The organism is Variovorax sp. FW305-3-2-15-B-LB1, assembly GCF_058787635.1.
Map to the genome: position 1 here is coordinate 24,991 of NZ_JBYSZY010000039.1, position 23,018 is coordinate 48,008.

At 65.2% G+C, this 23,018-nt stretch carries 37 protein-coding genes; 6 read left to right on the plus strand and 31 right to left on the minus strand.

The window, feature by feature from the left end:
* Window positions 1-50 precede the first annotated feature (50 nt).
* From AC3WQR_RS21800 to AC3WQR_RS21945, 30 genes are all read right to left on the minus strand, one after another.
* Window positions 51-3,485, minus strand: a complete 3,435-nt coding sequence (locus AC3WQR_RS21800; RefSeq protein ID WP_492743578.1) for an SGNH/GDSL hydrolase family protein — start codon at window positions 3,483-3,485, stop codon at window positions 51-53.
* A gap of 2 nt (window positions 3,486-3,487) precedes the next feature.
* Window positions 3,488-4,330 carry a hypothetical protein gene (locus AC3WQR_RS21805; RefSeq protein WP_492743580.1) on the minus strand — a complete coding sequence of 281 codons (843 nt, stop codon included), beginning with the start codon at window positions 4,328-4,330 and terminating at the stop codon, window positions 3,488-3,490.
* A gap of 30 nt (window positions 4,331-4,360) precedes the next feature.
* The gene (locus AC3WQR_RS21810; RefSeq protein WP_492743582.1) at window positions 4,361-5,164 is read right to left on the minus strand and encodes a phage tail tube protein; all 804 of its coding nucleotides are present in this window, start codon (window positions 5,162-5,164) and stop codon (window positions 4,361-4,363) included.
* Between the two features lie 29 nt (window positions 5,165-5,193).
* The gene (locus tag AC3WQR_RS21815) at window positions 5,194-5,649 is read right to left on the minus strand and encodes a phage tail terminator protein (RefSeq protein WP_492743584.1); all 456 of its coding nucleotides are present in this window, start codon (window positions 5,647-5,649) and stop codon (window positions 5,194-5,196) included.
* Window positions 5,646-6,152, minus strand: coding sequence for a gp436 family protein (locus AC3WQR_RS21820; protein WP_492743586.1), 507 nt, complete (start codon window positions 6,150-6,152; stop codon window positions 5,646-5,648). Before AC3WQR_RS21820 ends, AC3WQR_RS21815 begins: the two co-directional genes overlap by 4 nt.
* A 31-nt stretch (window positions 6,153-6,183) precedes the next feature.
* A complete protein-coding gene (locus AC3WQR_RS21825; RefSeq protein WP_492743588.1) occupies window positions 6,184-6,570 on the minus strand; it encodes a DUF2190 domain-containing protein in 387 nt (128 codons plus the stop codon).
* Between the two features lie 102 nt (window positions 6,571-6,672).
* Complete coding sequence (locus tag AC3WQR_RS21830; protein ID WP_492743590.1) at window positions 6,673-7,206, minus strand: hypothetical protein; 534 nt, start codon at window positions 7,204-7,206, stop codon at window positions 6,673-6,675.
* A gap of 58 nt (window positions 7,207-7,264) precedes the next feature.
* Window positions 7,265-8,227, minus strand: a complete 963-nt coding sequence (locus tag AC3WQR_RS21835; RefSeq protein WP_492743592.1) for a major capsid protein — start codon at window positions 8,225-8,227, stop codon at window positions 7,265-7,267.
* 49 nt (window positions 8,228-8,276) lie between these two features.
* Window positions 8,277-9,290 (minus strand): hypothetical protein, encoded by a 1,014-nt coding sequence (locus AC3WQR_RS21840; protein WP_492743594.1) that lies wholly within the window; start codon window positions 9,288-9,290, stop codon window positions 8,277-8,279.
* A gap of 234 nt (window positions 9,291-9,524) precedes the next feature.
* Window positions 9,525-9,971: a Mor transcription activator family protein gene (locus AC3WQR_RS21845; RefSeq protein WP_492743596.1), complete on the minus strand. Its 447-nt coding sequence runs from the start codon at window positions 9,969-9,971 to the stop codon at window positions 9,525-9,527.
* Window positions 9,968-10,420 (minus strand): regulatory protein GemA, encoded by a 453-nt coding sequence (locus tag AC3WQR_RS21850; RefSeq protein WP_492743598.1) that lies wholly within the window; start codon window positions 10,418-10,420, stop codon window positions 9,968-9,970. The genes AC3WQR_RS21845 and AC3WQR_RS21850 overlap by 4 nt, the downstream gene beginning before the upstream one ends.
* A complete protein-coding gene (locus AC3WQR_RS21855) occupies window positions 10,417-10,557 on the minus strand; it encodes a hypothetical protein (protein ID WP_492743600.1) in 141 nt (46 codons plus the stop codon). Before AC3WQR_RS21855 ends, AC3WQR_RS21850 begins: the two co-directional genes overlap by 4 nt.
* 53 nt (window positions 10,558-10,610) lie before the next feature.
* Window positions 10,611-10,895: a hypothetical protein gene (locus tag AC3WQR_RS21860; RefSeq protein WP_492743602.1), complete on the minus strand. Its 285-nt coding sequence runs from the start codon at window positions 10,893-10,895 to the stop codon at window positions 10,611-10,613.
* Between the two features lie 11 nt (window positions 10,896-10,906).
* Window positions 10,907-11,215: a hypothetical protein gene (locus AC3WQR_RS21865; RefSeq protein WP_492743604.1), complete on the minus strand. Its 309-nt coding sequence runs from the start codon at window positions 11,213-11,215 to the stop codon at window positions 10,907-10,909.
* Window positions 11,212-11,925, minus strand: a complete 714-nt coding sequence (locus AC3WQR_RS21870; protein WP_492743606.1) for a DUF2786 domain-containing protein — start codon at window positions 11,923-11,925, stop codon at window positions 11,212-11,214. The genes AC3WQR_RS21865 and AC3WQR_RS21870 overlap by 4 nt, the downstream gene beginning before the upstream one ends.
* Before the next feature lie 3 nt (window positions 11,926-11,928).
* Entirely contained in the window at window positions 11,929-12,240 is a 312-nt protein-coding gene (locus tag AC3WQR_RS21875) for a hypothetical protein (RefSeq protein ID WP_492743608.1), read from the minus strand.
* A complete protein-coding gene (locus AC3WQR_RS21880; RefSeq protein ID WP_492743610.1) occupies window positions 12,233-12,496 on the minus strand; it encodes a hypothetical protein in 264 nt (87 codons plus the stop codon). Before AC3WQR_RS21880 ends, AC3WQR_RS21875 begins: the two co-directional genes overlap by 8 nt.
* Before the next feature lie 190 nt (window positions 12,497-12,686).
* Window positions 12,687-13,031, minus strand: coding sequence for a hypothetical protein (locus tag AC3WQR_RS21885; RefSeq protein ID WP_492743613.1), 345 nt, complete (start codon window positions 13,029-13,031; stop codon window positions 12,687-12,689).
* A 7-nt stretch (window positions 13,032-13,038) separates the two neighbouring features.
* Window positions 13,039-13,659 carry a DUF3164 family protein gene (locus AC3WQR_RS21890; RefSeq protein WP_492743615.1) on the minus strand — a complete coding sequence of 207 codons (621 nt, stop codon included), beginning with the start codon at window positions 13,657-13,659 and terminating at the stop codon, window positions 13,039-13,041.
* 15 nt (window positions 13,660-13,674) lie between these two features.
* Window positions 13,675-13,923: a hypothetical protein gene (locus tag AC3WQR_RS21895; RefSeq protein ID WP_492743617.1), complete on the minus strand. Its 249-nt coding sequence runs from the start codon at window positions 13,921-13,923 to the stop codon at window positions 13,675-13,677.
* On the minus strand, window positions 13,920-14,129 hold the full coding sequence (locus AC3WQR_RS21900; protein WP_492743619.1) for a hypothetical protein: 210 nt from the start codon (window positions 14,127-14,129) through the stop codon (window positions 13,920-13,922). Before AC3WQR_RS21900 ends, AC3WQR_RS21895 begins: the two co-directional genes overlap by 4 nt.
* A complete protein-coding gene (locus AC3WQR_RS21905; protein WP_492743621.1) occupies window positions 14,126-14,611 on the minus strand; it encodes a hypothetical protein in 486 nt (161 codons plus the stop codon). Before AC3WQR_RS21905 ends, AC3WQR_RS21900 begins: the two co-directional genes overlap by 4 nt.
* Window positions 14,608-14,820: a hypothetical protein gene (locus tag AC3WQR_RS21910; RefSeq protein ID WP_492743623.1), complete on the minus strand. Its 213-nt coding sequence runs from the start codon at window positions 14,818-14,820 to the stop codon at window positions 14,608-14,610. Before AC3WQR_RS21910 ends, AC3WQR_RS21905 begins: the two co-directional genes overlap by 4 nt.
* Window positions 14,817-14,963 carry a hypothetical protein gene (locus tag AC3WQR_RS21915; protein ID WP_492743625.1) on the minus strand — a complete coding sequence of 49 codons (147 nt, stop codon included), beginning with the start codon at window positions 14,961-14,963 and terminating at the stop codon, window positions 14,817-14,819. The genes AC3WQR_RS21910 and AC3WQR_RS21915 overlap by 4 nt, the downstream gene beginning before the upstream one ends.
* Window positions 14,964-14,966: 3 nt before the next feature.
* The gene (locus AC3WQR_RS21920; protein ID WP_492743627.1) at window positions 14,967-16,154 is read right to left on the minus strand and encodes an ExeA family protein; all 1,188 of its coding nucleotides are present in this window, start codon (window positions 16,152-16,154) and stop codon (window positions 14,967-14,969) included.
* 21 nt (window positions 16,155-16,175) lie between these two features.
* The gene (locus tag AC3WQR_RS21925) at window positions 16,176-17,939 is read right to left on the minus strand and encodes an integrase (RefSeq protein WP_492743629.1); all 1,764 of its coding nucleotides are present in this window, start codon (window positions 17,937-17,939) and stop codon (window positions 16,176-16,178) included.
* Window positions 17,940-17,971: 32 nt separating this feature from the next.
* A complete protein-coding gene (locus tag AC3WQR_RS21930) occupies window positions 17,972-18,841 on the minus strand; it encodes a hypothetical protein (protein ID WP_492743631.1) in 870 nt (289 codons plus the stop codon).
* Between the two features lie 9 nt (window positions 18,842-18,850).
* The gene (locus AC3WQR_RS21935; RefSeq protein WP_492743633.1) at window positions 18,851-19,171 is read right to left on the minus strand and encodes an IclR family transcriptional regulator; all 321 of its coding nucleotides are present in this window, start codon (window positions 19,169-19,171) and stop codon (window positions 18,851-18,853) included.
* Window positions 19,168-19,503: a hypothetical protein gene (locus AC3WQR_RS21940; RefSeq protein ID WP_492743635.1), complete on the minus strand. Its 336-nt coding sequence runs from the start codon at window positions 19,501-19,503 to the stop codon at window positions 19,168-19,170. The genes AC3WQR_RS21935 and AC3WQR_RS21940 overlap by 4 nt, the downstream gene beginning before the upstream one ends.
* Complete coding sequence (locus AC3WQR_RS21945; protein WP_492743637.1) at window positions 19,500-19,976, minus strand: hypothetical protein; 477 nt, start codon at window positions 19,974-19,976, stop codon at window positions 19,500-19,502. Before AC3WQR_RS21945 ends, AC3WQR_RS21940 begins: the two co-directional genes overlap by 4 nt.
* A gap of 93 nt (window positions 19,977-20,069) precedes the next feature.
* Between AC3WQR_RS21945 and AC3WQR_RS21950 the strand changes: the two genes are divergently transcribed.
* On the plus strand, window positions 20,070-20,387 hold the full coding sequence (locus tag AC3WQR_RS21950) for a hypothetical protein (protein WP_492743639.1): 318 nt from the start codon (window positions 20,070-20,072) through the stop codon (window positions 20,385-20,387).
* A 26-nt stretch (window positions 20,388-20,413) separates the two neighbouring features.
* Here AC3WQR_RS21950 and AC3WQR_RS21955 read toward each other — a convergent pair whose 3' ends face one another.
* Window positions 20,414-20,650, minus strand: a complete 237-nt coding sequence (locus AC3WQR_RS21955; protein WP_492743641.1) for a helix-turn-helix domain-containing protein — start codon at window positions 20,648-20,650, stop codon at window positions 20,414-20,416.
* Window positions 20,651-20,767: 117 nt separating this feature from the next.
* Here AC3WQR_RS21955 and AC3WQR_RS21960 point away from each other — a divergent pair, with 117 nt between their 5' ends.
* From AC3WQR_RS21960 to AC3WQR_RS21980, 5 genes are all read left to right on the plus strand, one after another.
* Window positions 20,768-21,166 (plus strand): helix-turn-helix transcriptional regulator, encoded by a 399-nt coding sequence (locus AC3WQR_RS21960; protein WP_492743643.1) that lies wholly within the window; start codon window positions 20,768-20,770, stop codon window positions 21,164-21,166.
* 126 nt (window positions 21,167-21,292) lie between these two features.
* On the plus strand, window positions 21,293-21,529 hold the full coding sequence (locus tag AC3WQR_RS21965) for a hypothetical protein (RefSeq protein ID WP_492743645.1): 237 nt from the start codon (window positions 21,293-21,295) through the stop codon (window positions 21,527-21,529).
* A gap of 36 nt (window positions 21,530-21,565) precedes the next feature.
* Window positions 21,566-21,952, plus strand: coding sequence for a hypothetical protein (locus tag AC3WQR_RS21970; RefSeq protein ID WP_492743647.1), 387 nt, complete (start codon window positions 21,566-21,568; stop codon window positions 21,950-21,952).
* Window positions 21,953-22,010: 58 nt separating this feature from the next.
* Window positions 22,011-22,478 carry a D-Ala-D-Ala carboxypeptidase family metallohydrolase gene (locus AC3WQR_RS21975; protein WP_492743649.1) on the plus strand — a complete coding sequence of 156 codons (468 nt, stop codon included), beginning with the start codon at window positions 22,011-22,013 and terminating at the stop codon, window positions 22,476-22,478.
* Window positions 22,478-23,014 carry a hypothetical protein gene (locus tag AC3WQR_RS21980; RefSeq protein ID WP_492743651.1) on the plus strand — a complete coding sequence of 179 codons (537 nt, stop codon included), beginning with the start codon at window positions 22,478-22,480 and terminating at the stop codon, window positions 23,012-23,014. The genes AC3WQR_RS21975 and AC3WQR_RS21980 overlap by 1 nt, the downstream gene beginning before the upstream one ends.
* The last annotated feature ends 4 nt before the right edge of the window (window positions 23,015-23,018 follow it).

Genomic DNA, 23,018 nt, shown 5'->3' on the forward strand with positions numbered 1-23,018 from the left:
AGATTGAAAATTGGTCCTCACGCGAGAACCTGGGAAACGGTCGGATCGCCTCAGGCGCTGAAGGCGTACTTCAGCGTCGAGTACTCGTAGCCGGCGATGTTTCGGTAGCCGCGATCGCCGGGATGGACGCCGTTGTTCTGCACCCGGGCACCACCTGCCACCTCGACGTAGGCCAGCGCTGCAGCGCCGGTCCCCGAGGACTTGGTGATCACCGCGATCTCTGGGGCTGACGCACCTGCGATTGACGCCCTCATCTCGATCTGCGCGCCGTACCGTGCCGGAATGGTCACGTGCTTGGTCCCGTCCTCATCCAGCGGCAGCGTCTGCGCGGCCTTCGTCACCGCCGAGGTGACCCCAACGACCGTCCAGGTGCTGCTGGAAATCACATAGGTAGCCCCGACTGTCGGGATCTCGGCCGCCAGCAGGTCCACGGACCGGAAAACGAGCGTCTGCTGGAGGTTGGTAGGCGTGCGCGCCGCCACCGACATATCGTTGACCGTGTCGAGCGCCACGTTGGACGCCATGAGGTAGACCCGGTTGGCCTCCTGCCCTGCGTACTTCGCGATGAGCTGGCGGCTCCAGATGAGGATGTTCCGCTTGAAGCGGTCGCGCGTCTGGCCCGAGTTGTAGTTGATGCCGAAGGAGTCTTGGTCGTGTGACGGCGGCGACGGCAGGCGCAGGAAGATCTTGGTGTTGGCGTTGGACGCCTTGATCGAGGCGATGAGGGTGTCCAGCTGGGCAAATCGGCTGTCTGCCAGTGACGAGGCCGCAGCGTCCGAAGCCTGACCAAACACGTCATTGATGCCAAGGCTGATCACCACGGCATGCATCGCCGGATAGCCCTTGTCGATCAGGTACTGCGCAAAGTTCACGACGCCGCTGATCCAGAACGGATTGCCGCTCAAGGTGATCGAAGAGCCGTAGGTGATCGACACGTCGCCCGGCGTGGCGCCTACCTTGGTCAGGACACCAGAGGCCGCAGGCGTATCAGGGCCGCTGTCGATGGAACAGATGACCGTGCCGTTCCCGCTGCCATCGAGCGCAACCTCTTGAACCAGGTAGGTCGTTGCCCCCTGGGTGTACTTCGTGGAATTGATGGCGGGCGGCGTCACCACTCCCGTGACACCAAAGCTGCGATACACGCGGCCGGCCGTCGTGTAGTCGGGGATGCTCCAGCCACCTCGGCCCTCGTGGCGATTTGCGCCGGTGCCGCGCGTGCCGTAGAGCAGGACCTTGAAGTTGGGATCGGCCGCCGAGCGCTTGACCAGCTCGTCGGTGATCACCTCGGCCGCGATCAAGCTGTCCCCGATCTCCAGCAAGTTGATCGTTTGCCCGCCGCCGGCGCTGGCTGCGACCGCACGCAGCTGGGCCTGCTTGGCGACCAGGAACGAGCCCGTCCGCTTGTCGTAGCAGGAATAGGTCAGGACGCCGGCAGCCATTGCCGCCGTGGGCACCCAGTTGATCCGATCGTTCATCTGCCGGCCCACCGAGCCGGGCAGATCCACATTCACCGAATAGGAGCGTGCGTCATCCACATGGACGTTGTCATAGAAGAGGTTGAACTCTTTACCTTCCTCGGCGATGAGGGTCGGCGGCAGCACCACTTCAGGGACATGCAGCGGTGCAATAGCGCCGAGCGCGTTGGCAAGCGGCTGCGAAGGGGAGAAAGCCGAACTCTCCACCGGGTTGGTGATGAGCAGCAGCTCGAACCCGAGCCGCAAGTTTGCGGGCGCGTATTCGTTCCACGTCTGCGCAGTGGCATCACCGGTCAGGGCGTTGTAGTAGCTCTGCCCCAGCGTGTTCGGCATGGTCCCGCGAGGCTCGCCAAGGGCGGCCGGGCCACCAGCACTGTTCTGTGCCGTGATGGCGATGAATGTGTCGTCGGGCGGGTTCACCGTCTTCAGCGCTCCAGTGGCCGGGTCGCGCAGAAGAATGATGAGGTCGTTGAGCGTGTCGTCTCCTGGCAGCACTTGGATGGAGCCCACCGCCGCGACGGGCGTACCGCCAACGTGGGGCGTCGGCCCCACACGGACCAGCGCATTGATCGAGCGCCACTTGTTAGCGTCGGCCGTGAGCGAGTACCGCGTCACCGTCTTCACGCGGATGGCGTTGAACGGCACGCCGGGCGCGCTGATGGTCTCGCCCCAGCCTCGGAACGGCACGTCGCGTCCACCGGTCGAGGGGGACGTGAGGCCCTGTGCCACGGCGACCGCGCCAGACACGACGCCCTTTTGATCGAAGCCGTACTCCGTAGCACGCTGCACCGCCCCGAGGGCGCTGCCCTGCGCTGCCACTTCTCCCGCTGTATCGGCCAGCTGCAGGCGTTCGTAGGTGCTGTATGCCGTTGGCCAGTCTGGGCCTTGGTTTACATCACCCTTGAACGCCCAAAGCGCTTCCAGCTTGAAGGTGCCGCCCGCCGTCGCGTGATACGGATACACCCAGATGTATGCAGTGCCCACGGGGACATCAATGGTGGCGCGAAGCCGTTGACCCACCGCATTGGCAGTGATGCTGGTCGCCCCGGTATCGGATACCCCGGTGACCTGCACGGCCGTGCCGGCGTTTGCAGCGGAGTACGGCCGAACAGGCATGACGGTAACGGCGCCACCAGTGCCGGTGAACAGGCCGTACACCGTGATCTTGTCTGCACCTGGGGTGATCCCGAGATCGGCCACCTGAATGCACGGACCTTCAAGGACCGTGCTTCCTGGTAGCGACCGTTGCAGCGCCTTCCCGGAGAGAAAGACGGTTCCGGGCACCACGGTCAGCGTGGGGATTGCCGTGTTGGACGAGTTCCAGCGCTTCTTCTTGAAGAAGTCGACACCCGGCGTGGAGTGCGTGAAGAACGTGTCAGGCCAGCCGTTGGGCACGCCAGTCCAAACAGGCTTCTTCACGGCGTCGGTGTTCGGGATCGACTTGCCGACCTGCAGCACCGCCGCTCCAGCGACGTTCTTGTACAGGTCGACAGATCCCTGTGCCGACGCGCTGGGAACAGTGAAGTACTCGTTGAGGCCCACACCAGGTGGAGTGCCGGCGGCGTTCACCCCGTCTGCGGGAGTCGCGTACGTTCTCCCGCGAGCGAGCGCGACTGCCGAGGCGAGTTCTGCTGCCACGCGCGCAGCTTCGGCCAGCGCGGTGGCTGGGCCGGTGTCTACCACGCTGTACTGCTCCCAGCTGGTTCCCGTGTTGAGCCAACTTTCGGAGCCGGTGGCCAGCACCACACGGACGCCCTTGCGCGGTGGATATTCCTTCCACGCGCCGCCGTTGTAGGTCGCGTAGCTGCCATCGGTGTAGGCCTGCCCGTCGCCGTCGCCAGGCGCTTCCGGTCGTTCGGTGCCGGGTGCCTGCGGCGGTGCAAGCGTGAACAGCGCCAGGTGGTCGTCGATCACCCGGAGGTTTTCTTCCATCCCGTTGGGCGTCTGAAACGGATTCTCGAACTGAGAGAACGAGGCCCAAAGGCCGCGGGCGTACTGTAGAAGAGCCATTGCTATTGCACCGGATAGTGGCCACGGGCCATTCGGTACCAGCGTGCGGGCGCACCGTTGGAGACCGGCCGGACGGGCTTGAGGTTGAACTTGAGGGTGACTTCGCCGGCCTGCTCGCTGATCGGCGTCATGCTGCCGTCGAGCAGCGGCTGCGCGCGGTAGCAATCGAGCCGGACCGGAGCGTTGTCTGCGCGGTTGATGCCGACGTAGACCAAGCCCAGCTCGAGCCCGGGTGTCTGGAACGCTTCGAACGACTCGGCACGCCCTTCAGGCACGTAGCCGATCGTCAACGAGGCGCCGACCGGGCCGCTGAAACCCTGCAGCAAGCGGATCCCGAATGCCTCTCGCTGCCAGTGCACTCCTTCGGTCCAGGTGGCCCAGCTAGGGAACACGGAAACTGGTTGTGCCAGGTCGACGGTATGTCGCACGAAGAACATGGCACCGGCTTCGACGCTGGCCCGACTGCAGCCAAATGGCTCGAGGACCGGGCTGCCCGACACCTGCGTGCGCCTGGCGTGCAGCGCATCGGCCAGGTTCTGGGCGCCGTGGCCATAAAGGCTGATGGCGGCGGTTACGCCGTTGACGACCAGGTTGGATCGCGAGTCCCAGGCGCTGGTGTTGAGTCTGGTCACGTCAGGCGTGATCGCCAGGCCGCGTGCATTGCCAACGAAGCGGCCAGGAGGCATGCGAAGCACGCCTGCAGGGGTTGGTGGCAGCGCATCCCAGTTGCCCCCCCAGCGCGCGCTGTAGGCCGTGCCATTGACGCCGCCGTCAGCGCGCAGCGGCGGCGTGAAGTGAACCGTCCCGCGGCTGAAGAAATGCGGGTTGTGGGCATTGAAGTCCATGGCGGCTCAACAGGCGGCGCTGTGCCCGCGTCAGATCTTCAGCGTGCCGTACTGGCTCAGCGGGTTGGTGAGCGTGCCCAGCGGGCGCGAGAAGTCGCGCTCGGCCAGGAACGTGAACTCCAGCTTCGAGAGCTGATCGGCGACCAGCTGCAGCGTGGCACCGGTCGACAGCCGCAGCCTGTACAGCGAGAACTGCATGGCGATCTGCGGCGTCTCGGCCACGTTGAAACCGTCGAAGTGCAAGAACTGCGGCTCGCTGGTCTTGGCCGCGAGCTGGATCACCGATTGCGTCTTGCGGGTGTAGCTCACCTTGAGGTTGGGTGCCCCGACGCCGGCGGTGATGACCGGCGCAGCGATGGTGCTGCCGGGGACGTGCTCGATACTGCCGGCCGGCGTGATGACGTAGTCGGTACCGAGCGCGTAGGTGGTCACATCGTCGGCGCTCTTGACCACGGGGGCCACCGACTCGTCGATCAGGTTTGCGAGCGGCGCGATCGAGCCAGCGAACAGAGTGACCGGCTCACCAACCACTGCTGCCGTCGGAACGTTGTCCGCTGCGCCGGCGCCATAGAGCGTACGGATGAGGTTCAGGGGCGTGTGGCAGAGCAGCGTCATCTTGCCCTGCACTTCGTCGATCTCGCGGAAGTTGCAGTGCGTGCCGCCGGCGGGCGAGGTGTAGTCCTTGACCGTCTCTGTGGACTCGGTGACGTTGATTTCAAACACCGACGCATTGCCCGAAGGGATGAGACCAACGGTACGCGCGGCGAAGGCGATCGCATCGGCCATGTGGATCTTGCCGCGGCCCTTGAAACAGCAGTACTTGTTCGTTGCCATGATGTGCTCCTAGAAAAAGTGGGCGGCGATCAGCCGCCGGTGGTGCAGTGAAAGCTCTTGTGGGTGAACGCGAGCGGGTAATAGGCGAACTTCGCCGGGCTGTAGAACGGGCGCGGCGGGGTGGCGGGGATCAGCGGCGAGGCGCAGCGCGGCGGGGTGAAGCCGACCAGGGCGTCGAGCACCTTGGCGAGGAGCTGGCTGGCCTCTTCGTCGAGCGCTGAAGGGGTGCGCTGGCTGGCCGCGTTCTTGACCGACAGCACCACGAACCAGCGATGCACCAGGGTGGCCGAGAACTCGTCGGCTTCAAGCACCTGGAAGGCGTCGTGAAGGACGAACAGGCCGGGTGTGACCTGCTGGTCTTCCACGACGTCGCTCAGCTCGCGTGCCGTCGCGATCTTGCGGCACCAGGCGCCCGGGCCCTGGCGAGTCGCGGCCTCGAGGCGCGCGACGATGCCAGGCTGACCGACCAGCAGATCCCAGCTCACCGGTAGCCTTCGTAGCCGCGCAAGCTGGCGTCGTTGAGTTGGCGGCTGGGAAAGCTGCTCAGCGTCTCCGAACCGGACTGCGCATCGGCGCCGACCAGGTCGCCGGGCGATCCGCCCCAAGGGCAGGCGAGCTGGGCGTCGCCGTTGGCGATCGCCGTCAGTTCCTTCACCGCGGCCACATAGCGGCGGTACACCTCGTGCTCGGGCGCGATGTCATCGTGCAGGTAGTAGCGCGCCAGGTCGCACACCAGGCGCGTGAGCACCGGCGGGGTCTGGTATTCGGCGACACCACCTGGCACGGTGGAAGGCTTGAGGCAGCCGCGCAGCGGCAGGCGATAGACCTGGCCGATGTAGCCCTCTACGAAGGCCGTGGCATCGGCGAGCTTGACCTCCACGCGCGCCACGTCGACCGTCTGCTGTGGGATGTTGACCAGGTCGGTCAACTCGATCATTTCTCGCTCGGTGAAGCGGGCGATCATGTCGGCAACGGTCGCGTAGATCATGGAGGGTCAGGCTGTTGAAGCGGAACGAGGATCAGGCGGGCGTGTGGACGTGGCGCGTGCGCTCCACTTCGAACAGGACGCCTGCAGCGCTTGCGGCGCCGAGTGCGCGACCGCAGTTCTCGGTGGCGGTGCCGATTGCGGCGCGGCCGCTGCCGTCCGCCGCCGGCTTCACGAAATCGCCAAAGGCGATGACCTCGCTGGCTTCGACCAGGCCGCTGTAGCTGGTGATGGCCGTGATGGCTTCGCCGGCCACGCCTCCGAACTCGGTGATGCCCTGCGAGTCATGGACGCCGCCGGCCGACGTGGCGTGCGCGCCGTCGTAGCCGATGAAGCGGCACGCGGCAACCGTGGCGATCAGGGTGATGGTGAGGGCGTGCTGCTTGTCGTACTGCGCGCCGGTGTTGTTCTGCGAAGGCATGTCGATCTCCTGGGTGGTGGGCTGAAAACCTGCTGTGCTCAAACCCGGCCGGCACTCGCGTTGGCCGGCCGGGGGCGACGCTCTCTCGGGGTGGTTGTCCGATCAGCGCTTGGCGGGGGTTTTGGCGGCCGGCTTATGCGGCGCGGGCGGTGCTGGCGTCGGTGCCACGGCCGTGCTCAGGCTGGCCGACGTCGACAAGCTGGAGACTTCGCTTGCAGCGGTGCTCAGGCTCGTCGTGGTCGAAAGGCTGGAGATATCGCTCGCCGAGGTGCTCAGGTCGGTCGACGTCGAAAGGCTGGACAGCGCACCGTGAAGGATGTCGTGGCTCGTCGACAGCGTCGATTGCAAGACGGCGTCCGCGCCGACAGGGCCGACGCGCGAACTCTTGTCAGCGGCAACCCGGCGGCGCGCTTCCTCGAACTCGCGGTTGCCCATCTCTTCCGCGCGCTGGGCACGCCGCTCGAGTCGCTCGGCGTCGTTGGAATCCTCGATCGCCTTGCTTGCCTTGAGCGCCTCGATGTCGTGATCGCTGAGAAGACCGTCGGGAATCTCTTCGCCAGGCGGGATCTCGATGCGTTCGCGCGCGGCGTTGTGAAGGATCACCGTCACCAGCGCGGTCAGAAGTGTTTTGGCCATTTGGAACCTCGTAGGGTTGCAAGCAAGCCGGCACCGCGATCGCGCGGTGCCGTGCGGCTTACTTGACGTTGGTGAAGAGGAAGCCCGCCGTGTTGAAGGCGATGTTCGGGAAGCGCTCGAAGGTGGCGCCGTAGATCCAGCTCTTCACGCTCTCGCGGTAGACCGGCGGCTCCGAGTACGGATGGCCTTCCAGCACATTGGTGAAGCCGAAGGCGGGCTCGGCCAGGCTGATCGACGTACCGTTCGCGCCGATCTTGGGACGGTATTCGAGCTGGGCGTTGTTGCCCCACACGTCTGTGCCGACGTCCTGGTCGTTCATCCAGATCGCGTCGCCGACATTGATCTCGTCGACGCCCAGGATGTCCTTGAGCTGCTGCATCGTCGCCGGCCCGGTCTGATTCAGAGTGGGCAGATTGGCCTTGACTTCCTTGTTGTGGCGCAGTGCGCTGTACGCATCGGCCGACAGGTTCAGGACGTTCGGGCGTTTGCCGATCTTCTTGCGGATGATGTTGCTGGCCGCTTCGATGTCGGTCACCGGGGTGCCGGTGTCTGCGCTCCACTTCGTGGCGCCAGCGAGCGCCTGGACGTGCCCCGCGGCGTAGTTCGCAGGATTGGTCGCGATGTCCGCCACCTCGATCTCGTAGTCGAGGTTGAGCACATCACTGGCCGTGTTCATCGCGATCTGCGAGATGTCGATGTTCGCGCTGATGTTGAGCTTGCCGGCGATATCAGACTCGCGAATCAGCTCGCGCGCCATCGGTACTTCGACGGCCGACTGCTTGACCGAGTAGGTCTTGTTGTCCAGCTTGATGTTGACCTGCTTGGTGGCCGAGCCTGGCGAGCGGCGCAGGTTGTAGCGCTTCAGGCGTTCGTTGCCGACCTGGGCGATGGTCACCTTGCTCAGGGCCTGCGGCAGGCGCGGCATCACGCGTTCGGCGATCAGCGTGCCTTGGCCGAAGCCCAGCAGCAGGCTGGTGAGTACCTGGCTCTGGCCCAGGCGGATCTGTTCGAGTGTCAACATGGCGTCGATTCCTTGGTGGATTGCGGGGTGTGGTGAACGGCGCGGCCGATCAGTTGCTGAAGGTCACCGTGACCTGGCGCAGCGCTTCGGCGTAGTCCACCTTGTGTGCCGCGGCATAGGCCTTGGCCTTCTTGTCGACAACGGCCTCGCTGTCGCCCTTGGCGGCCAGCTTGCTGGCGCCATCGGCCAGGTTGGCCGGGGCCTGCTCGCTGAAGTCGACCAGTGGCGCGGCACCCGAGACCAGGGTCTTGAGGAATTCGATCGGCGACACGGTCTTCTTGGCGTCGCCTTCCGAGAACTCGACCGGCTGTACGGCCGCCACGGTGTCGAGCACCGCGACGAACGTGGCCTGGTCCTTCGGCAGCAGCTTGCCGGCCTTGACCTGCGCTTCGGCAAAAGAGACGTGCGCCGCGTGGCGTTCGGTTGCGGCGCGTTCGCTGAAGCTGGTGACCAGGCCTTCGGCCGTGGTGCGCTTCTTCGTTTCGTCGGCGAGATCGCGTTCGGCTTTCTCGCGGGCGTCCTTCTCGGCTTTCAGCTGGAGGGCTTGGGCGTCGAGTTTGTCTTGCAGTTCCTTGCTCATGTCGGGCTCCTGGGTGTTGATCGGTTCGGAAAAGTTGATGGCACTGGCTTCATCGGATTCGTTGAACTCGATGTCCTTGAGGCCCTTGACGGCCGGCGGCTGCGCGCCGAGAAAGGCAACGTGGCGCGGGTACCAGATGCCCGGCGTGGGATTGATCGGGTCCGTGGGGTGATAGAAGCTCGCGCTGCGCTTCTTGAAGCGGCCGGCGTTGACCATCTCGGCAAACTGGGGGTCCACCTGGCGATGGCTGGACATCAGCACGCCGCCGGCGCCGACCGTCAGGCCAGCGACCCAGCCATAGGCCGGGAGATTGCTCTTGGGGTGGCCGACGACCAGCGGCGCTTCGTGCACGCTGGGGTCGTAGGCAGCCGCAGCCGCGACGAGATCCGCTTCGGTGATCTCGTAGACCACGCCCGAGTCAGCCGTGCGGCGGCCAGCTCGGAAGATCTCGATGTTGTCGGGGAGTGCTGCGGTGGAACCCATGGGCCGCACTGTCGCGGCGATGGGTAGGTGGCACTAATTAAAGCGTTTTATCTTTTTGGAGGTGCCGGCTTGGCCTCGCGCGCGGGAGGCAGCGGCGTGGGATCGGATGCGCTGCGGCGGTGGATTCCGATCCGGGGGGATTGTCTACGGGCCTTTAAGGCGCCGTCAACGCGCACAACCCCGTCCCAAATCGTCCCAAATCGAATTCGCGGGGGAATGGGGCCAGGAAGCTGCTCACCGGCCCTGGCGGCGCTTCGCCAAAATGGCGGTTTTCTCAAGCCCGGGCAGCGTGCCCTGGCGGCGAGTGAACTGCTCGAGCTGCCAGTCGCCGATGATCTGGCGCACGCGCATGTCGCTGAGTTTGTACTCCAGCGCGAGCACGTCGTAGTTGTTGCCGGTGAACTTCGCGCACATCTCACGGTTGCGCGGCGTGAGTCGGAACGACACGCCCTTGTGCATGTAGAAGTTGCCGCCGCCCAGCTCCATGCTCAGCCGCTCGGTCTGCCGCAGCGCGATCTCGGCCAGACGCTGGGCGCGCGCAGATTCCGGCGGCTGCTCTTCCTCGTCGACCAGCTGCAGGAACAAGCGCTCCGCCACTTCGCGCAGTCGGGCTGGATAGGCTTCGTCCATCACCAGCTCGAGCGGTGCCAGATCCTCTGACGTCACGCGCGGGTCGTTCATGCGTCCATCTCCACGCCGGCGCGCCGGCACCACCGCTTGAGGCTCTCGATCACGGTGTTGATCTGGTGTCCGTTGAGGAAGCGCCAGCTGTCGGCATGGGTCTGCCGGCGGACGTACGCCAGCAGCGCGGCATCGGTGTCGGCCCGGACCTGGCCGGCGGTGGCCAGCAGCTTCCAGAGCGCGCGAGCCTTCATCCAGCGATCGTCCTGGACGTCGTCGGCGGACCGGTGCACGGCACCGCGGCTGCCCGCCCTCTGCTGGTCTTCGCGCAGCTTCTCGATGCCGCGCAGGTGTGCCAGGTAGCGGGCACGCTGCGCCTGCGTCATGTCCTTCGAGCTGGCAACGCCGACCACCGCGATCTTCAGCGACTCGGCGTCCTCGCCCTTGATGCCGAGCTTGTTCTGCACCGCATGGATGGCGCCGATGTAGTTCTTTTCCGGTGCGTTCATTCCTCGCCTCCAGTTGTGTCCTCGACCAGGTCGACCGCCACCGCCTCGCAGCGATCGGCCAGCTCCTCGAGGACGTTCATCGAGTACTGGTCCACCTCATCCCATTGAGCGGCCATGTCCAGGACCTTCAAGCGCATCGCGCGAAGGCTTCGGACTTGCCCCGCAGCAAGCTGACGCCTGGTGGGCGCGCTCACGAGGCCGCCTTTCGTTGAGCCTGGCGCAGCAGCCGGTCGTACGTGGTCGGCGCGGGGTTTAGGCGCTCAACACCAGCGATGTGCGAGAGCGCGTCGACGCAGGCCTGCAGGTAGGCGATATCGCTCAGGAATGCGAAGTCCGCGCGGCAGGCGCGGTAGCGGGTGTTGATCGTGCGCTGCGTCTCAACCGGCACCATGCGCCAGTGCCGAATGCACATGAAACGGCCGGAGCTGACGGGCGCGCTGCAGCCGAGGGCATCACAGGAACGAGTGTTCGTCATGGTGTTGCTTCCTAGAACGGGATTTCGGCATCGACGTCGGGCAGCGACATAACGGCAGGAACCATTCCCGAGACCAGCGTGTCGCCTTGGATGTTGACGTGGGTGGGCACCGAGATCCGCATGCCGAGCGCGACAGCTTCGAAGATGACAAAGCGGCATCCAGGATGGAGGGTGACCAACCGCATCACCTCTTGTTCGGCTGCCTCGCGCGAGGCTTGCAGTGCGGTGGGGCGCTTCTGCGCCGGGATGACGACATAGCCGCCGAAGGTCTCGGGCCAGTCGACGCAGCCCTCCATCTCGATCACGATGCAGGCGCTCATGACAGCAGCCTCTGCTCGGCCATGCCGTCGATGCCGCGCTCGAGCTGGGCGCGCTGGCCAGCGACATAGCCGCTGTGCCGGTCGTTGAGCGAGACGTTGCGACCTGCCGCCCTGTCCTTCGGCTTGAGCTCGGCCGCGTCGGGCCACGTGACGGCCTTGTACTGCCCGATCAGCAGCACGTTGCGCTCTGTGCCGACGAAGGCGTCGAGCTTCGCGCTCACACCGACCACCCAGCCCAGTGCGAACTCGTCGCCGCGAGCCGTGAGCGTGATCGGCTTGCACTTGGCGGGCTGTTTGCGGATGTGCGCAAGGCGCGCTTTCGCGCACTGGCGGGATAGCACGTCCCATGCGTAGCTGGCGACCTGAGCAGCTGAGCCGATGCCGATGAAGATCACCTCGCACTTGTGCACCATGCGCCCGCCCGCGTCGGCCCATGTGACCCACTTTCCTGTGCGCGTCCACATCGTCTCGCAGCCGAAGGCGTCGGCGATCATTCCAGCCAGGCGCACCTCCCAGCGTGGCTGGGAGTTCGTGCGGGTCGAGCAGGTCGCGGTGGTCACGTCAGACAGCTGGACGTCGGCACCGCTGACGTCGAATTCCGCCATTAGCTTCTGCGCCTGGCGCATGCCGGCGGCGGCCTCGTGAGGATTGGTGCTCTTCGCCAGGGCGAGGCACTTCTTGATTTTCTGCAGCGCTTGATCTCGCGTCATGGCTTACCCCAGCACGAGCGGCCCGAGCCACCAGTTCCAGATCCCGACCACGCTGGTCACGAGGAACGCCACCTGCTGGGAAAATAGGCCCCAGTGGCGCCGCGTGGCGCTGAAGCCCAGCCACCCGATATTGCTGACCAGGAAGGCGACGAACCCGAGGGCCGGATCGACGCCAGGCACAGCCAAAACCAGCGCCCCAGCGATGCCGAAGGCGGCGGCCAGGTACTGCACCGCGCCAAGGCCCCAGCGGATCAGGCACCAGACGGCAAGAGGGACGGAGGTGCCAAGCACCAAGATCAGACTCGGGTCACGCACGGGGAGCCACCTTCCAGCCGGTGTCGCTGCTCCAGTAGTACAGCGCCGTAGACAGATCGTCGTCGATGGCCACGCGGAACTTGATTCGCCCACCATCGACGCGGCCCAGTCGTTCAGCGGCATCCATCACCTCCGCCGCAGCGACGTCCTTGCTCGCATCGAAGCGCACGATGTCTTTCCAGGCACCGTTGGTGTTCACCTGCAGCTTGGCCGGACGTGCCTTCGGGGCAGCGCTCGGTTTGGTTCCATTGCTCATTGAGAAAGTCCTTTCACGAAACGCCGACCACCGACGCTTTGGGAAAAGACCCAGCGCCGAGGCGCTGGGTAAAGATCGATCGCCGGGCCCGCCGGTCAACTGATCAGGGAGAAATCAGATGTCGGTAGGTCCGACCGGCGTCTTGTCGGCCTGGTCGTTGGCAGGCCACCATGGATCGGGATGCGCTGGCTCAGTCATTGGCGCTGGCCCCGCGCTCGATGAGTGCCTGGCTCAGCCAGGCAGCGAGGCCTCGCGTGGCGGAAGCCGAACAGAACCCGATCTCGCTCTCGCCCACGGTGATCCGCAACACGCCCGTGGGAAGCAACGAGAACGCCATAGGCTGAGCGCCCATGTCAGTCGAGTCCAAGGCTTCCGACTGCGCGACCGCGATCGCCGCTTCAGGTGCCTCGGTGTCTGCGATCGGCGAGTGGCGCAGGTACTGAGCAGCCATCGCGAATGGGCTGTTCGGGCCAAGGCCCGTCAGCCGCGGCGCGGTGGCGCCGTCGACCGACCGATGCTCAAAATCGTCCTTCATGGGGCGCTCAGACGTTCGCCAGGTCGAGGGGGACCGAGGTGTACTGTTCCGAGTCGCCCACGCGCTTGTAGACCCGCACGTAGGTCGATGTGCCGTTGGCTTGGATGCTGTCGCGGATGGCAGCCATGGCCGTCACCCATTCGGGGTCGTCGATCTCCAGGCGGAACAGCTCCAGAACGGCCGTGGTCTTGATCTGCCCCTTCGCGTCGGTGCGGAATGCGCGATCGACCAAGGCGCGGACGTTGACGTTGGCACCTTCGGTCCAGCGGTCGATGCAGCGGTTGATCAGTTGCTTGCCAGCCTCGATCTCCTCGGTGAAGACGATGTTCTGTGCGACCGAACGGACGACCTTCACCGAACCATCGAAGGCGCTGATGGTGATGTTGCCCTTCTCACCGCCGAGGGTCACCTGGTAGCGCTCGCCCGCAATGCGCACCAGGTCAGCGACATCCCCGAGGGCACGGAGCTTGAACGCCTTGAGGCGATCGCTCAGGTCCATGGCCTCTTCAGCCAACGATCGCGCGACCTGGTCGCGCAGCAGGTCTTGCTCGCGGACCTGCTCACGTGGCACCAGGTGGCCGATTGCGTTGCGCATGTAGCGCGTCTGGTCGGGGGTGTCTCTGGACATGGGGAACTCCTTTGGTTAGTGAATCGGCGCCCCTGCGGGCGGTAGCTGCCGGGCGTGATGAATGCCCAGCTCGAGGCCGAGCGACATGCAGGCGCTGGCAGCGGTCTCCGTGCAGCAGGGGCTGTGGATCGCGGTGACACGGAACATGCCGAGCAGCGCGGCCAGGACCACGGTGTGCGGCACCGTGCGGGATGCTTCACTCACCACCGGCGCCAGCTGGTTGATCAAGGCCTGGACGGCGATGGCGTGCTCTGCGGGCGTCACAGGGCGTCTCCTTGCTTGACCGCGCGATAGCTGTACGTCGGCGTGTAATACGCGACTCGCCCGGCGTTCACCGCGTCTTCCAGAAGAATGTCAACCTGCACGCGGTCGATGCCAGCCACGCGGGCCAACGTGGCGCTGGCGATGAGCGAGCCATCGTTCGGAAGCAGGGCCAGCAGCACGATCTTCAAGCGGTCCACCTCGCTCATGACCCGCTCCGGTAGGCGACACGGCGCTGGCCCATCAGGCTGGGGAACTTGCTGAAGTCCATGGCGCCCGGCCGCGCTGGCGCACTGACCGGCGGTGCATAGACCGGGCCGTGCATGAGGTTCACCTGTCGAGGTGCCACGGTCTCCGCGCCGCGCTCTTCATCGAGATCCGGCTCGACCTCTTGGACAGCGACGGCGTCGCTGCCGATCTTCCAGAACACCTTTTCCACCGCTTCGTCGATGCGGCGGCTGAGGTGTCCAGCGGAGCGCAGGTGGCGCAGGTGGCCGTCGAGCCAGCCCATGTTCTTCGGCGGCTCATGGCCGGCGCTGATGCGCCAGGTGGTGAAATTCTTGAAGGCTTCGTGCAGCTGCTCGGTGCTCTGCTCGCCATTCATCTGCAGGTGCTGCAGGATCGCGCGCCGCGTCGGGCTGGTGACGGCGCCCTTGGGTGTGCGGTGATCTCCAAGCCAGAGCATGCTCATTTCGAGTCCCTCCCGCACATGGTCGAGCCGATGGCCATGCCGGCCGTGTGCGCGCGTTCGAGCTGCTCTTGGTTGCGCAGCTCGTAGTCGTGGATGGCCAGCGCCGCGAGGCAGGCCCCGACGACAAGGACGATCCAGATGGCAAGGAAGACCGCGTTGCCTTCAGCGCGGTCGAGTGCCTTTTCGACGATGGCATCGACGCTCTTCATGCCAGCCTCCTGGCAGTGATCGCGCTCGCATCGAAGAAGGTCTCCAGCATCGTGGCGATCGCGTCCCAGTCGCTGGCGAACAGGCCCCGGTACCGGGCGCCTGAGCCGTCGCGCATCTTGACGGTGATGAGGTAGAGCGACATGGCTTAGCACCGTCCGATCACCTGTGCGTCCACCTGGGGCCAGCCAGCGATCGTGGCGGCGTTCATTGCGCGGCACACCAGGTTGTTGACCACCAGCGGGTAGCACTCGCTGCGGGCGTCAGAGGCCTTGCCGCCGCGGGGAATGTGCACCAGGCGGGCGCGGATCGCGTCCGCAGCATCCGGCGCGAACACGTCTTCGTACTTCAGGTCGAACCGAGCGAACTTGTGCTTGAGGTACGCCTCCAGCTCGTTGTCCAGCGGCTCCAGCTCAACCACCTCGCAGCGCTGAGCGACCTCGCGCACCTCGGCGTTCTGCGAGCCCAGCGTCTTGCGCAGCTCGGGCTGGCCGATTAGCGCGACGCCAATGAGGCGCTGCATGCCGTCCTTCAGTTCGATGAAACGCTTCAGGTGCTTCAGCGTCGCCGTGGGCATGCAGTGCGCCTCTTCGATCAGGATCAGGTGGCGGCGGCCAGACTTGCGGCTCGCCTTCAACAGGTCATGCACCTGCTGGAAGCGGGCTTGCGGGCTGCTCTTGACCTTCAGAGATGGGTCCAGCGCCCAGGCAATCGCCTCGGCGATATGGCTGCTCTTGAGGGTCTTGCCCTTGGCGTCGTTCGCTTCCATCGCAAGTACGTAGGGGCGCACCACCACGATGTCGCGCTTCTCGGCCTTGATCCGCTCTTCCAGGTCCTCGGCAAGCGTGGACTTGCCCGCCCCGCTCTCACCGACCACCGAGATGAAGCCGTGGCTGTTGGCCGCGTCGAGGAGCGCGGCGCGCACATAGCGAACGCTCGGGCTTTGGAACACGTCGTCGACGCTCTGCACGTCGTCGACGAACGGGTTGCGGGGCAGGTTGAAGTGCTTGCGCGCTTCCGGGGTCAGGGCTTCGTTCTGCAGTAGCATGGAGTCTTCCTTTGTGGTTTCGTCTGTCGAGGCTTCAGGGGCGGCCCCGTCGAGTTCGCAGCTCGGCGGGGCCAACTTCTTTGCGGGGGTGGCGAACAACGCCATCAGCTGAGTCGCCGTGGCGCCGCACTTACGCAGGTGCGCTTCGACCCGCTTGCGGGCATCGGCGGGATTGCGGGTCGGCCATTCGCCGTGAGCGACCAGGCGACTGGTGGCAGACCGGCTGAGGCCGGATCCGCGCGCCAGGCTGCTCTGGGTCACGCCGAGGGTGTCGAGTACTTCTTGCATGGTCCTTCTCGTGGTGGGTGATCAATCGGCCGCGCCGCCGGCGACGACACGCAGGCCCGCGCGGACCGTCAGGCGGTGCTGGAGTTCGGCCAGGTCGGTTTCGGGGACGCCGTCCGGGTACCAGGCGGCGACCTGGGCATTGCGTTCGCGGCTCATCTGGACGCCGATCCGGGCCAGCGCTGCTGCCAGGTCGAAGCCTGTGAGAATGCGCGGCGGGGCGGCCACGCGAGAACTGCTGAAAGCCGGCTGCAGGTCGGTGCCGCGCTTGGGCAGATAGGTCGGCACCTGGGCCTGCTCGATGGTCTTGAACGGGTCGATGCGGCCGCCGAAGGGAATGGCCTTGGCCTTGCGCTTGGCTTCGGCTTCCGCGAGCGTGGCCACGTCCATCGTGACGCGCTCCACTTCCTTGCGGTTGGTGTCGGCCAGGGTGTCAGCGTGGCGCCGGTAGTCTTCGCCGATCACGTTGGCATCGATGCGGAAGCCGTCCTCGTTGCGCACGACCACTGGTACGCTGTGCAGCAGCTCCTGCCCCTCCGCGTCGGTGTCCACGATCATGGCCGCGTCAGCCACGTAGGGGTTGTAGGTGACCTGCAGGCGCTCTCCGACCATCACGCGCGGCACGTGCCGCACGTCGAACTCGCGGCCCTTGAATTCAACGGTGAGGTAGTCGCTGACCTTGCGCTGCAGCGGCGCGTGGGTGAGCAGCTCGCGGCAGAGATCGCGGCTCGGTGCGATGCGCAGTTGGTCGGCCGAGATCGTCATCCACTGCTCGAAGCGCGTGCGGCCGTGGCGACTGTGCACCTTCGTCGAATTGAACCAGCGGGCCCACTGGCGAGCCAGCGCATTGAGTTCGGCCAGGTCGGCGACCGGCCGGAGCTTGAGGCCGGATTCGAAGCTGCGTTCGATGATGTTTCGTGCCTGCTCGACCTGGCCTGTGGCGCGGGCGTTGCCAGGCGCGTGGGGAATCACGGTGACGTCGAGCCTGCGCGCGAGGTTCTTGAACAGGCCGCCAGTATTGGCACTGCCCATGTCCATCAGCAGGATGAATGGGACGCCATAGACCGGGTCATCGTCCTGCTGCTGGATGGCTTCGATGAACGATTCGGCGAGGTTGGTGCCGCTCTCTGCGCCGAGCACGTAGTGAACCCGGATCGCGCCGCTGTTGTGGTCGGTGTACTCGTAGGACCAGACGCGATCGCTTTCGATGCGCTTGAGGTTGGCCGGCTTGTTCTTGTAGAACTTCTTGGCTTCCATCACCTGCAGGCCCGCCTCGGACGGCTTGGTGGTGTTCAGGTAGTACAGGACGCACATGCTCGCGTCAATCTGCGCGACGTGATTGGGATGCAGGCTACGCAGCTCGACGGCCGGTGCAGCCTGCAGCAACTGGTCGGGGTGCAACGCATGAATGCGCAGTGCCCTGGAAATGGCGCTCTCGGAAAGCGGCTTGCACTCGCCCGTGTCGGCGTCGACGCGCTCAGCGCGGATCTCGCCATTGGCGCGCAGGATCTCGACGGCCTGGCCGATCGACAACAGGCGCTTCGTGTTCTTCCGATGGCTCTCCATGAGCAGCGCGCTTAGCAGCAAGGCCTCGTCGCGAGTCATCGCGACATCGCCCGCATCGCTACGCTGCTTGCGCTGGGGCCGGACGACCACCTCACGCAGCGAACGCAGCAGCGTTGCGCGGCTTACCCCCAGCTCGACGCACGCAGCGGCGTAGATGCTTTCCTTCCGGCCATGGCCGGCAGCGGAAGCAAGACGGGCGACGTCGACGAGTCGTTCTGTCATGGCGGGTGTGCGGGGGGGCATCTGGGCGGCGTTTAGGCGTTGGCTGCCTTGCGGGTCGTGCCCCATTCCTGGACTTCGCTGGCCAGGGCCGCATCGGCGGCCAGGGACACGTCAGGCAGGCTGAATTCGTCGCGGAGCGCCGTCAGGTCGGCCTGGACCTGGCCGACGAGCCCGGCCATGAAGACGCCGTTGTCTTCCGAGTGGTTCTGCAGCGCGATCAGCGCTTGGCGCAAGTTGCCGCGAAGGCAGCCCAGGGCGTCGTTCATGAGCGACGTCGCTTCCTTCTGTAGCGCGGCCAGTTCCTCGTCGGGCTTGGCCTTGCTGATACGCCGCTGGGCCGCCTTGAGCTGGTCGATCTTGGCGTTCTTGTCCGCCATCAAGTCGGCGTTCGCAGAAGCCTCGGCCTTTGCGTCTCTCAGGGCGCTGCGCAGTTCACTGGCGCTCATGCGATCGATGCCATCGAGCGTCTGGAGGTTTTCGAGGACGTCGTCATCGAGCGTGACCAGCTCCAGGAACGCGCTGGCGCTTTTGACCTGGGAGGCCAAACCCGCCAAATTGGCGGATTGGGCGGTTTTCGCCGCTGCCTGCATGAATCGCTGGGCGGTCCGATCAGAGAAGCCCAGCAGCTCGACGCGTCCGGTGAAATCGCCGTGCGGAGTGATCTTGCGCAGCAGCAACAGGCGCTTGCCCAGCTCCAGGCAGGCCTCGACCGACCGGCGCTGGTAGAAGCGGATTCCGTCCTCCAGGGCCGGGGCGGTCAACGCACCGTCATAGCCGAGCTGGAGGGCGAGTTCGTTCGCCTCGGCGTGGTCGATCCGCATCAACTCCATCGCGGTTTCGATCTTGGGCTGATCCAGCACAGGCTCGGCTGGGATGGTGCGTTCGGTCTTGGCTCTTGGCATGGGTGTGTCTCAGTCGGGGTTGCGGGAAAAGCGGGCACGTGATTCGTCCAGGCGGCGCTGGGCGTGATCGATGGAGTTCCAGACCTTGATGGCCTGTTGCGGGAGGCGTGGTGTCAGGCGCCACATGCCGGTGGCTTCGTCGCGTTCGGCTAGACCCGCCGTGCGCAGGTTGTCGAGATCTCGCGTGATGACCGCGGGAGAGCAACCAACAGCGCGCGCCAGAGTGCTGGGCGTGAGGCCTTGCACGACGTCCGAGAAGAGCGCCAGGATCACCTTCAGGAGGCGTTGCTGCGCCTCGTTGGTGTAGTCGGTGGTACGGGTCGCGTTCATGGCAGCGAGAACCCCTTGCACTCGGCCTGCAGGGCGCGCAGTCCCGCACCCCAGGTGCGACGCACCTCGGGCAGGCCGTGCTCGAGGCGCTGGCGGTTTACGAGGCGGTCCAGGTCACCACGCCACATGCCGCACAGGTGCATGCTCTCGAGGCTGCGCTGCGGTGTGTTGCGGCGATAGGCCGGTGACGAGCACGTGACGCCCGTCAGCGGCTGAATGGCTGTGTAGGCAGCAAAACGCGACACCGTCACGCCGGTCGCCTTCCGGCGAACGATGGCGAACATGAGCGCGTCGCGCACCGCCTGCAGCGGGATTGAGCGTGCGACCGTCATGGCAGAAACTCCAGTTGGGGCGCTTCGTACTGCGCCACGTTGTGGTGATGGAAGGCGACCTGTTCCAAGTGCGTGCGCAGGGCAGAAATCGTTGCATCGGCATCGGCCGAGGCACGGTCGGCATAGAAGGTCACGAGCAGTTGCAGCGCGGTGGCGCAGCTGCTGTTCACATTCATCACGTCAGTGGAGTCAGCCTTGCGACCGGTAGGCATGTCGATCACCAACTTGCCGGCGCTGGCCGCCAGCCAAGCGCTGGCGAAGCTGCAGCCGCAGGCGTGTTCGTAGGCCGGGATCAGGATCGCGGGCAGGCGCCCGCTGCCGAGCCACTTGTAGAGGCTGTCGTGCGTCACGCCCATGCGATCAGCAATGCGCTCGATGCTGAGGTTGGACTTGTCCTGCGCGTACTCCTTGCACACGCGGAGCGCCTCTACCAGGCTCTTCGGCCGGACGTTCTTCCAGTTGCGACGGCTCATTGGAAGGACCTCGCGGTAGGCTCAAAACGCGCTTCCAAACAAAGATCCGCGCTTGGTCTAGTGCGCAGCGCTGCGAGCCCGAAGAATTCAGGCATGACATCGACGACGACAGAACCGGGAATGAATGAAGACGACTTCGACGAGCTGGCCGGCCGCATTGAGGGCATCGGCCGAGCGCTGCTTCTCGTGGTGAGCGCTTTGGAAATGCTGGGGGTCATTGATGGCCCCCAGACTGCGGATGCGTGGCGTCAAGAACTGCCGGCGATCCACTCGCCGCAACTTCAAACGGCACACAAGACGCTGCACGAGCTGGCGCAGGCGCTGGACGACGCACGTAGCTACCGCCGATCAAAGAACGATCCGAGCGAAAGCCCATCGCCCCCCGCTGAAGGGAAACCCGGGCGTCGGTAAGATGCGTGTAGGACACGGACTGCACCTCAGGCGGGGGCGAGCTGCGACGACGCAAGTCGGGAAAGCTCCCCTTCCTTCAACTCGAGTGCCACGGCAATGTCGTGACTCTCGCCGCGGAGGCATTTGCGTCGGGGGTTGATGTCGTCGTCGCCGAGGATGGCGAGAACGAGAGCGGGGCTGAAGCGGCGCTGCTTCGCCCAGGCGGAGATCGATCCGCCTCGGCGGGCGAAATCGGCGCGGACCTGCTGCCGAGTTTTAAGCATGTTGCTGCGTCCTGTTTTGTTGTCACTGGTTGGCGCCAGTGGCGGATTGTTTGAACTAGTTAGGCGTGATTATGGTTCAGTTTTCGGAACCTCGCAAGAAGATTGCAGGTTCAAAAAATGGATATCGCTGAACGACTGAAAGAGGAGCGGGAGAGACTCGGCTTGTCTCAGACCGCCTTCGGACAACTCGGTGGTGCGGGGAAGACGACGGTCATCGCGTGGGAGCGAGGGAGTGCGTTTCCGAACGCCGCGTTTTTGGCGCTGCTCGCCGCGCACGGCCTTGACGTGGCCTATGTCGTGACGGGGTCCCGAAAGGGGCCACCGCCCCTGACGCTGACGGCGGAGGAGCAGGTGCTGCTCGACCACTTCCGCAGTGCATCGAAAGAGGTCCGACGTGCTGCACTCGGGGCGCTGCTCGGTGCCCAAGCGGGGGGGATCCACCTGAGCAACACCGCCGCCGGCGCCGTCCAGGTCGGAAGCGCGGGCGGCCGCGTCAGCGTCAAAGGGCGGAGGTAGGTTGTGGGGCGGGAGATACCGAGGTGGATTGCCGCGCTCATCGCCAAACTGCTTCCGAAGCAAAAGAACTCGGGTAACAACAGCGTGCAGGTTGGATCGGCAGGCGGAGATGTCACGGTGGTGAATGTGACCCAGTACGTGCAGACCCAGCCGATGCGCGATTGGGACCCGCCCTCAAACGGCCGCTTGCGCGACCAACAGCGGCAAGTGCTGAAAGCAATGCGCTCGCTGCCTGATCGACGCGCAGTACTGCGCTTCATGGACCGCGAGTTCGGCACCACTCTTGTCATCGAGCTGACGCCCTTCCAGTTGTTGAGGCTGCAACGCTATGTGGCAAAGATTTTGGGCAGAGATCGAAGGTGAGCGGCTGCTGTGGTCCGCTTCAATCAAGGAATAACGATGAGAAGAATCCCCGCTGTCGCGCTGGCCTGCCTGTTGATCGGTTGTGCAGCTGGCCCCGACCAGTTCCGCCATGCTTGGGTGGACCCGGCCACGGCACCGAACCGCGAAAAGTACAACCAGGACCTGGACGAATGCCGCAACCTCTCACGAGGGGCGTATGACGACAAGAGAGCGGTAAACCGTGCCTCGACGTTGGAAACTGTTGGTGGCGCATCCGTGGGGTTGGTCGCTGCCGGCGTCGCAGCAGGGCCGTCAGGCGTAGCGGTCGGCGGCGTTGCAGGGCAGACCGCGGTCCAGGCAGGCTATCTCAGCCAGAATCTCGACACGCTCTACGCCACCATGCGCGAGTGCGTGCGAAGCCGGGGCTACACGCCTCTGCAATAGCAAAACTACAAAACGTTTTATTTAGTCGCCCTCGCGCGCGCGCGGCACATTGCCGTGCATGCAGCAAGACCAACAGCTTTCGCCGCACTTCGCACTCAGTGAACTGACGGCTTCGCAGACCGCGACCAGGCTAGGGCTCCGCAATGAGCCCGGCATTTTGATCGTCGAGAACCTCAAGCGGCTTGCGCTGCTGCTAGAGCAGGTTCGCAGTCTCTTGGGTGGAAAGCCCATCCTCATCAGCTCGGGCTACCGCAGCCAGACCGTCAACCGCGCGGTCGGCGGCAGCGCGTCATCCGCCCACGTCGACGGCCTGGCCGCCGACTTCATCTGCCCGGGCTACGGCACGCCGCGGCAGATCTGCCAGGCCATCCAGGACTCGCCCCTTCGCTTCGATCAACTGATCTTCGAGGGCACATGGGTGCACCTGGCCGCGCCGAAGGAAGCCAACGCGGCCAACCCTCGCCGCGATGTCATCACCGCGCTCTTTTCGGGCGGCAGCGTCCGCTACGTGAAAGGGATCATCTGATGGACCCCGTATCGATTGCCCTCGCTCTTGCGCAGTTCGCGCCCACCGTGATGCGGTACTTCGGCGCAGGCGACTCGTCGGTGGCCACGGCCGACAAGGTCGTATCGATCGCGCAGCAGGTCGCGGGCGTGAAGTCGCCCGAGGAAGCCCTGCAGGCGATCCGCGCCAATGCCGAACTGGCGCAGCAGTTCAACCTTGCGATGCTAGCCGCGGACAAGGAGCTGGAGACGGCGCACCTGGCAGACCGGCAGAACGCCCGCGAGCGCGACGTGCAGCTGGTCAAAGCAGGCCGCTACAACGTGCGCGCCGACCTGATGGTGCTGCTCGATGTCTTGGGCCTGCTGTCTTGCCTGATCGTTCTGATCTTCTTCCGTCAGCAGATCCCGGGCGAGGTCGTCGGGCTGCTGTCGACCATCGCCAGCATCTTCGGCCTTTGCCTTCGCGATGCCCACCAGTTCGAGTTCGGCAGCTCGCGCCAGTCGAAAGACAAGGACGATCTGATCAAACGCATCACGACCACGGGAGCCAACCAGTGACAGG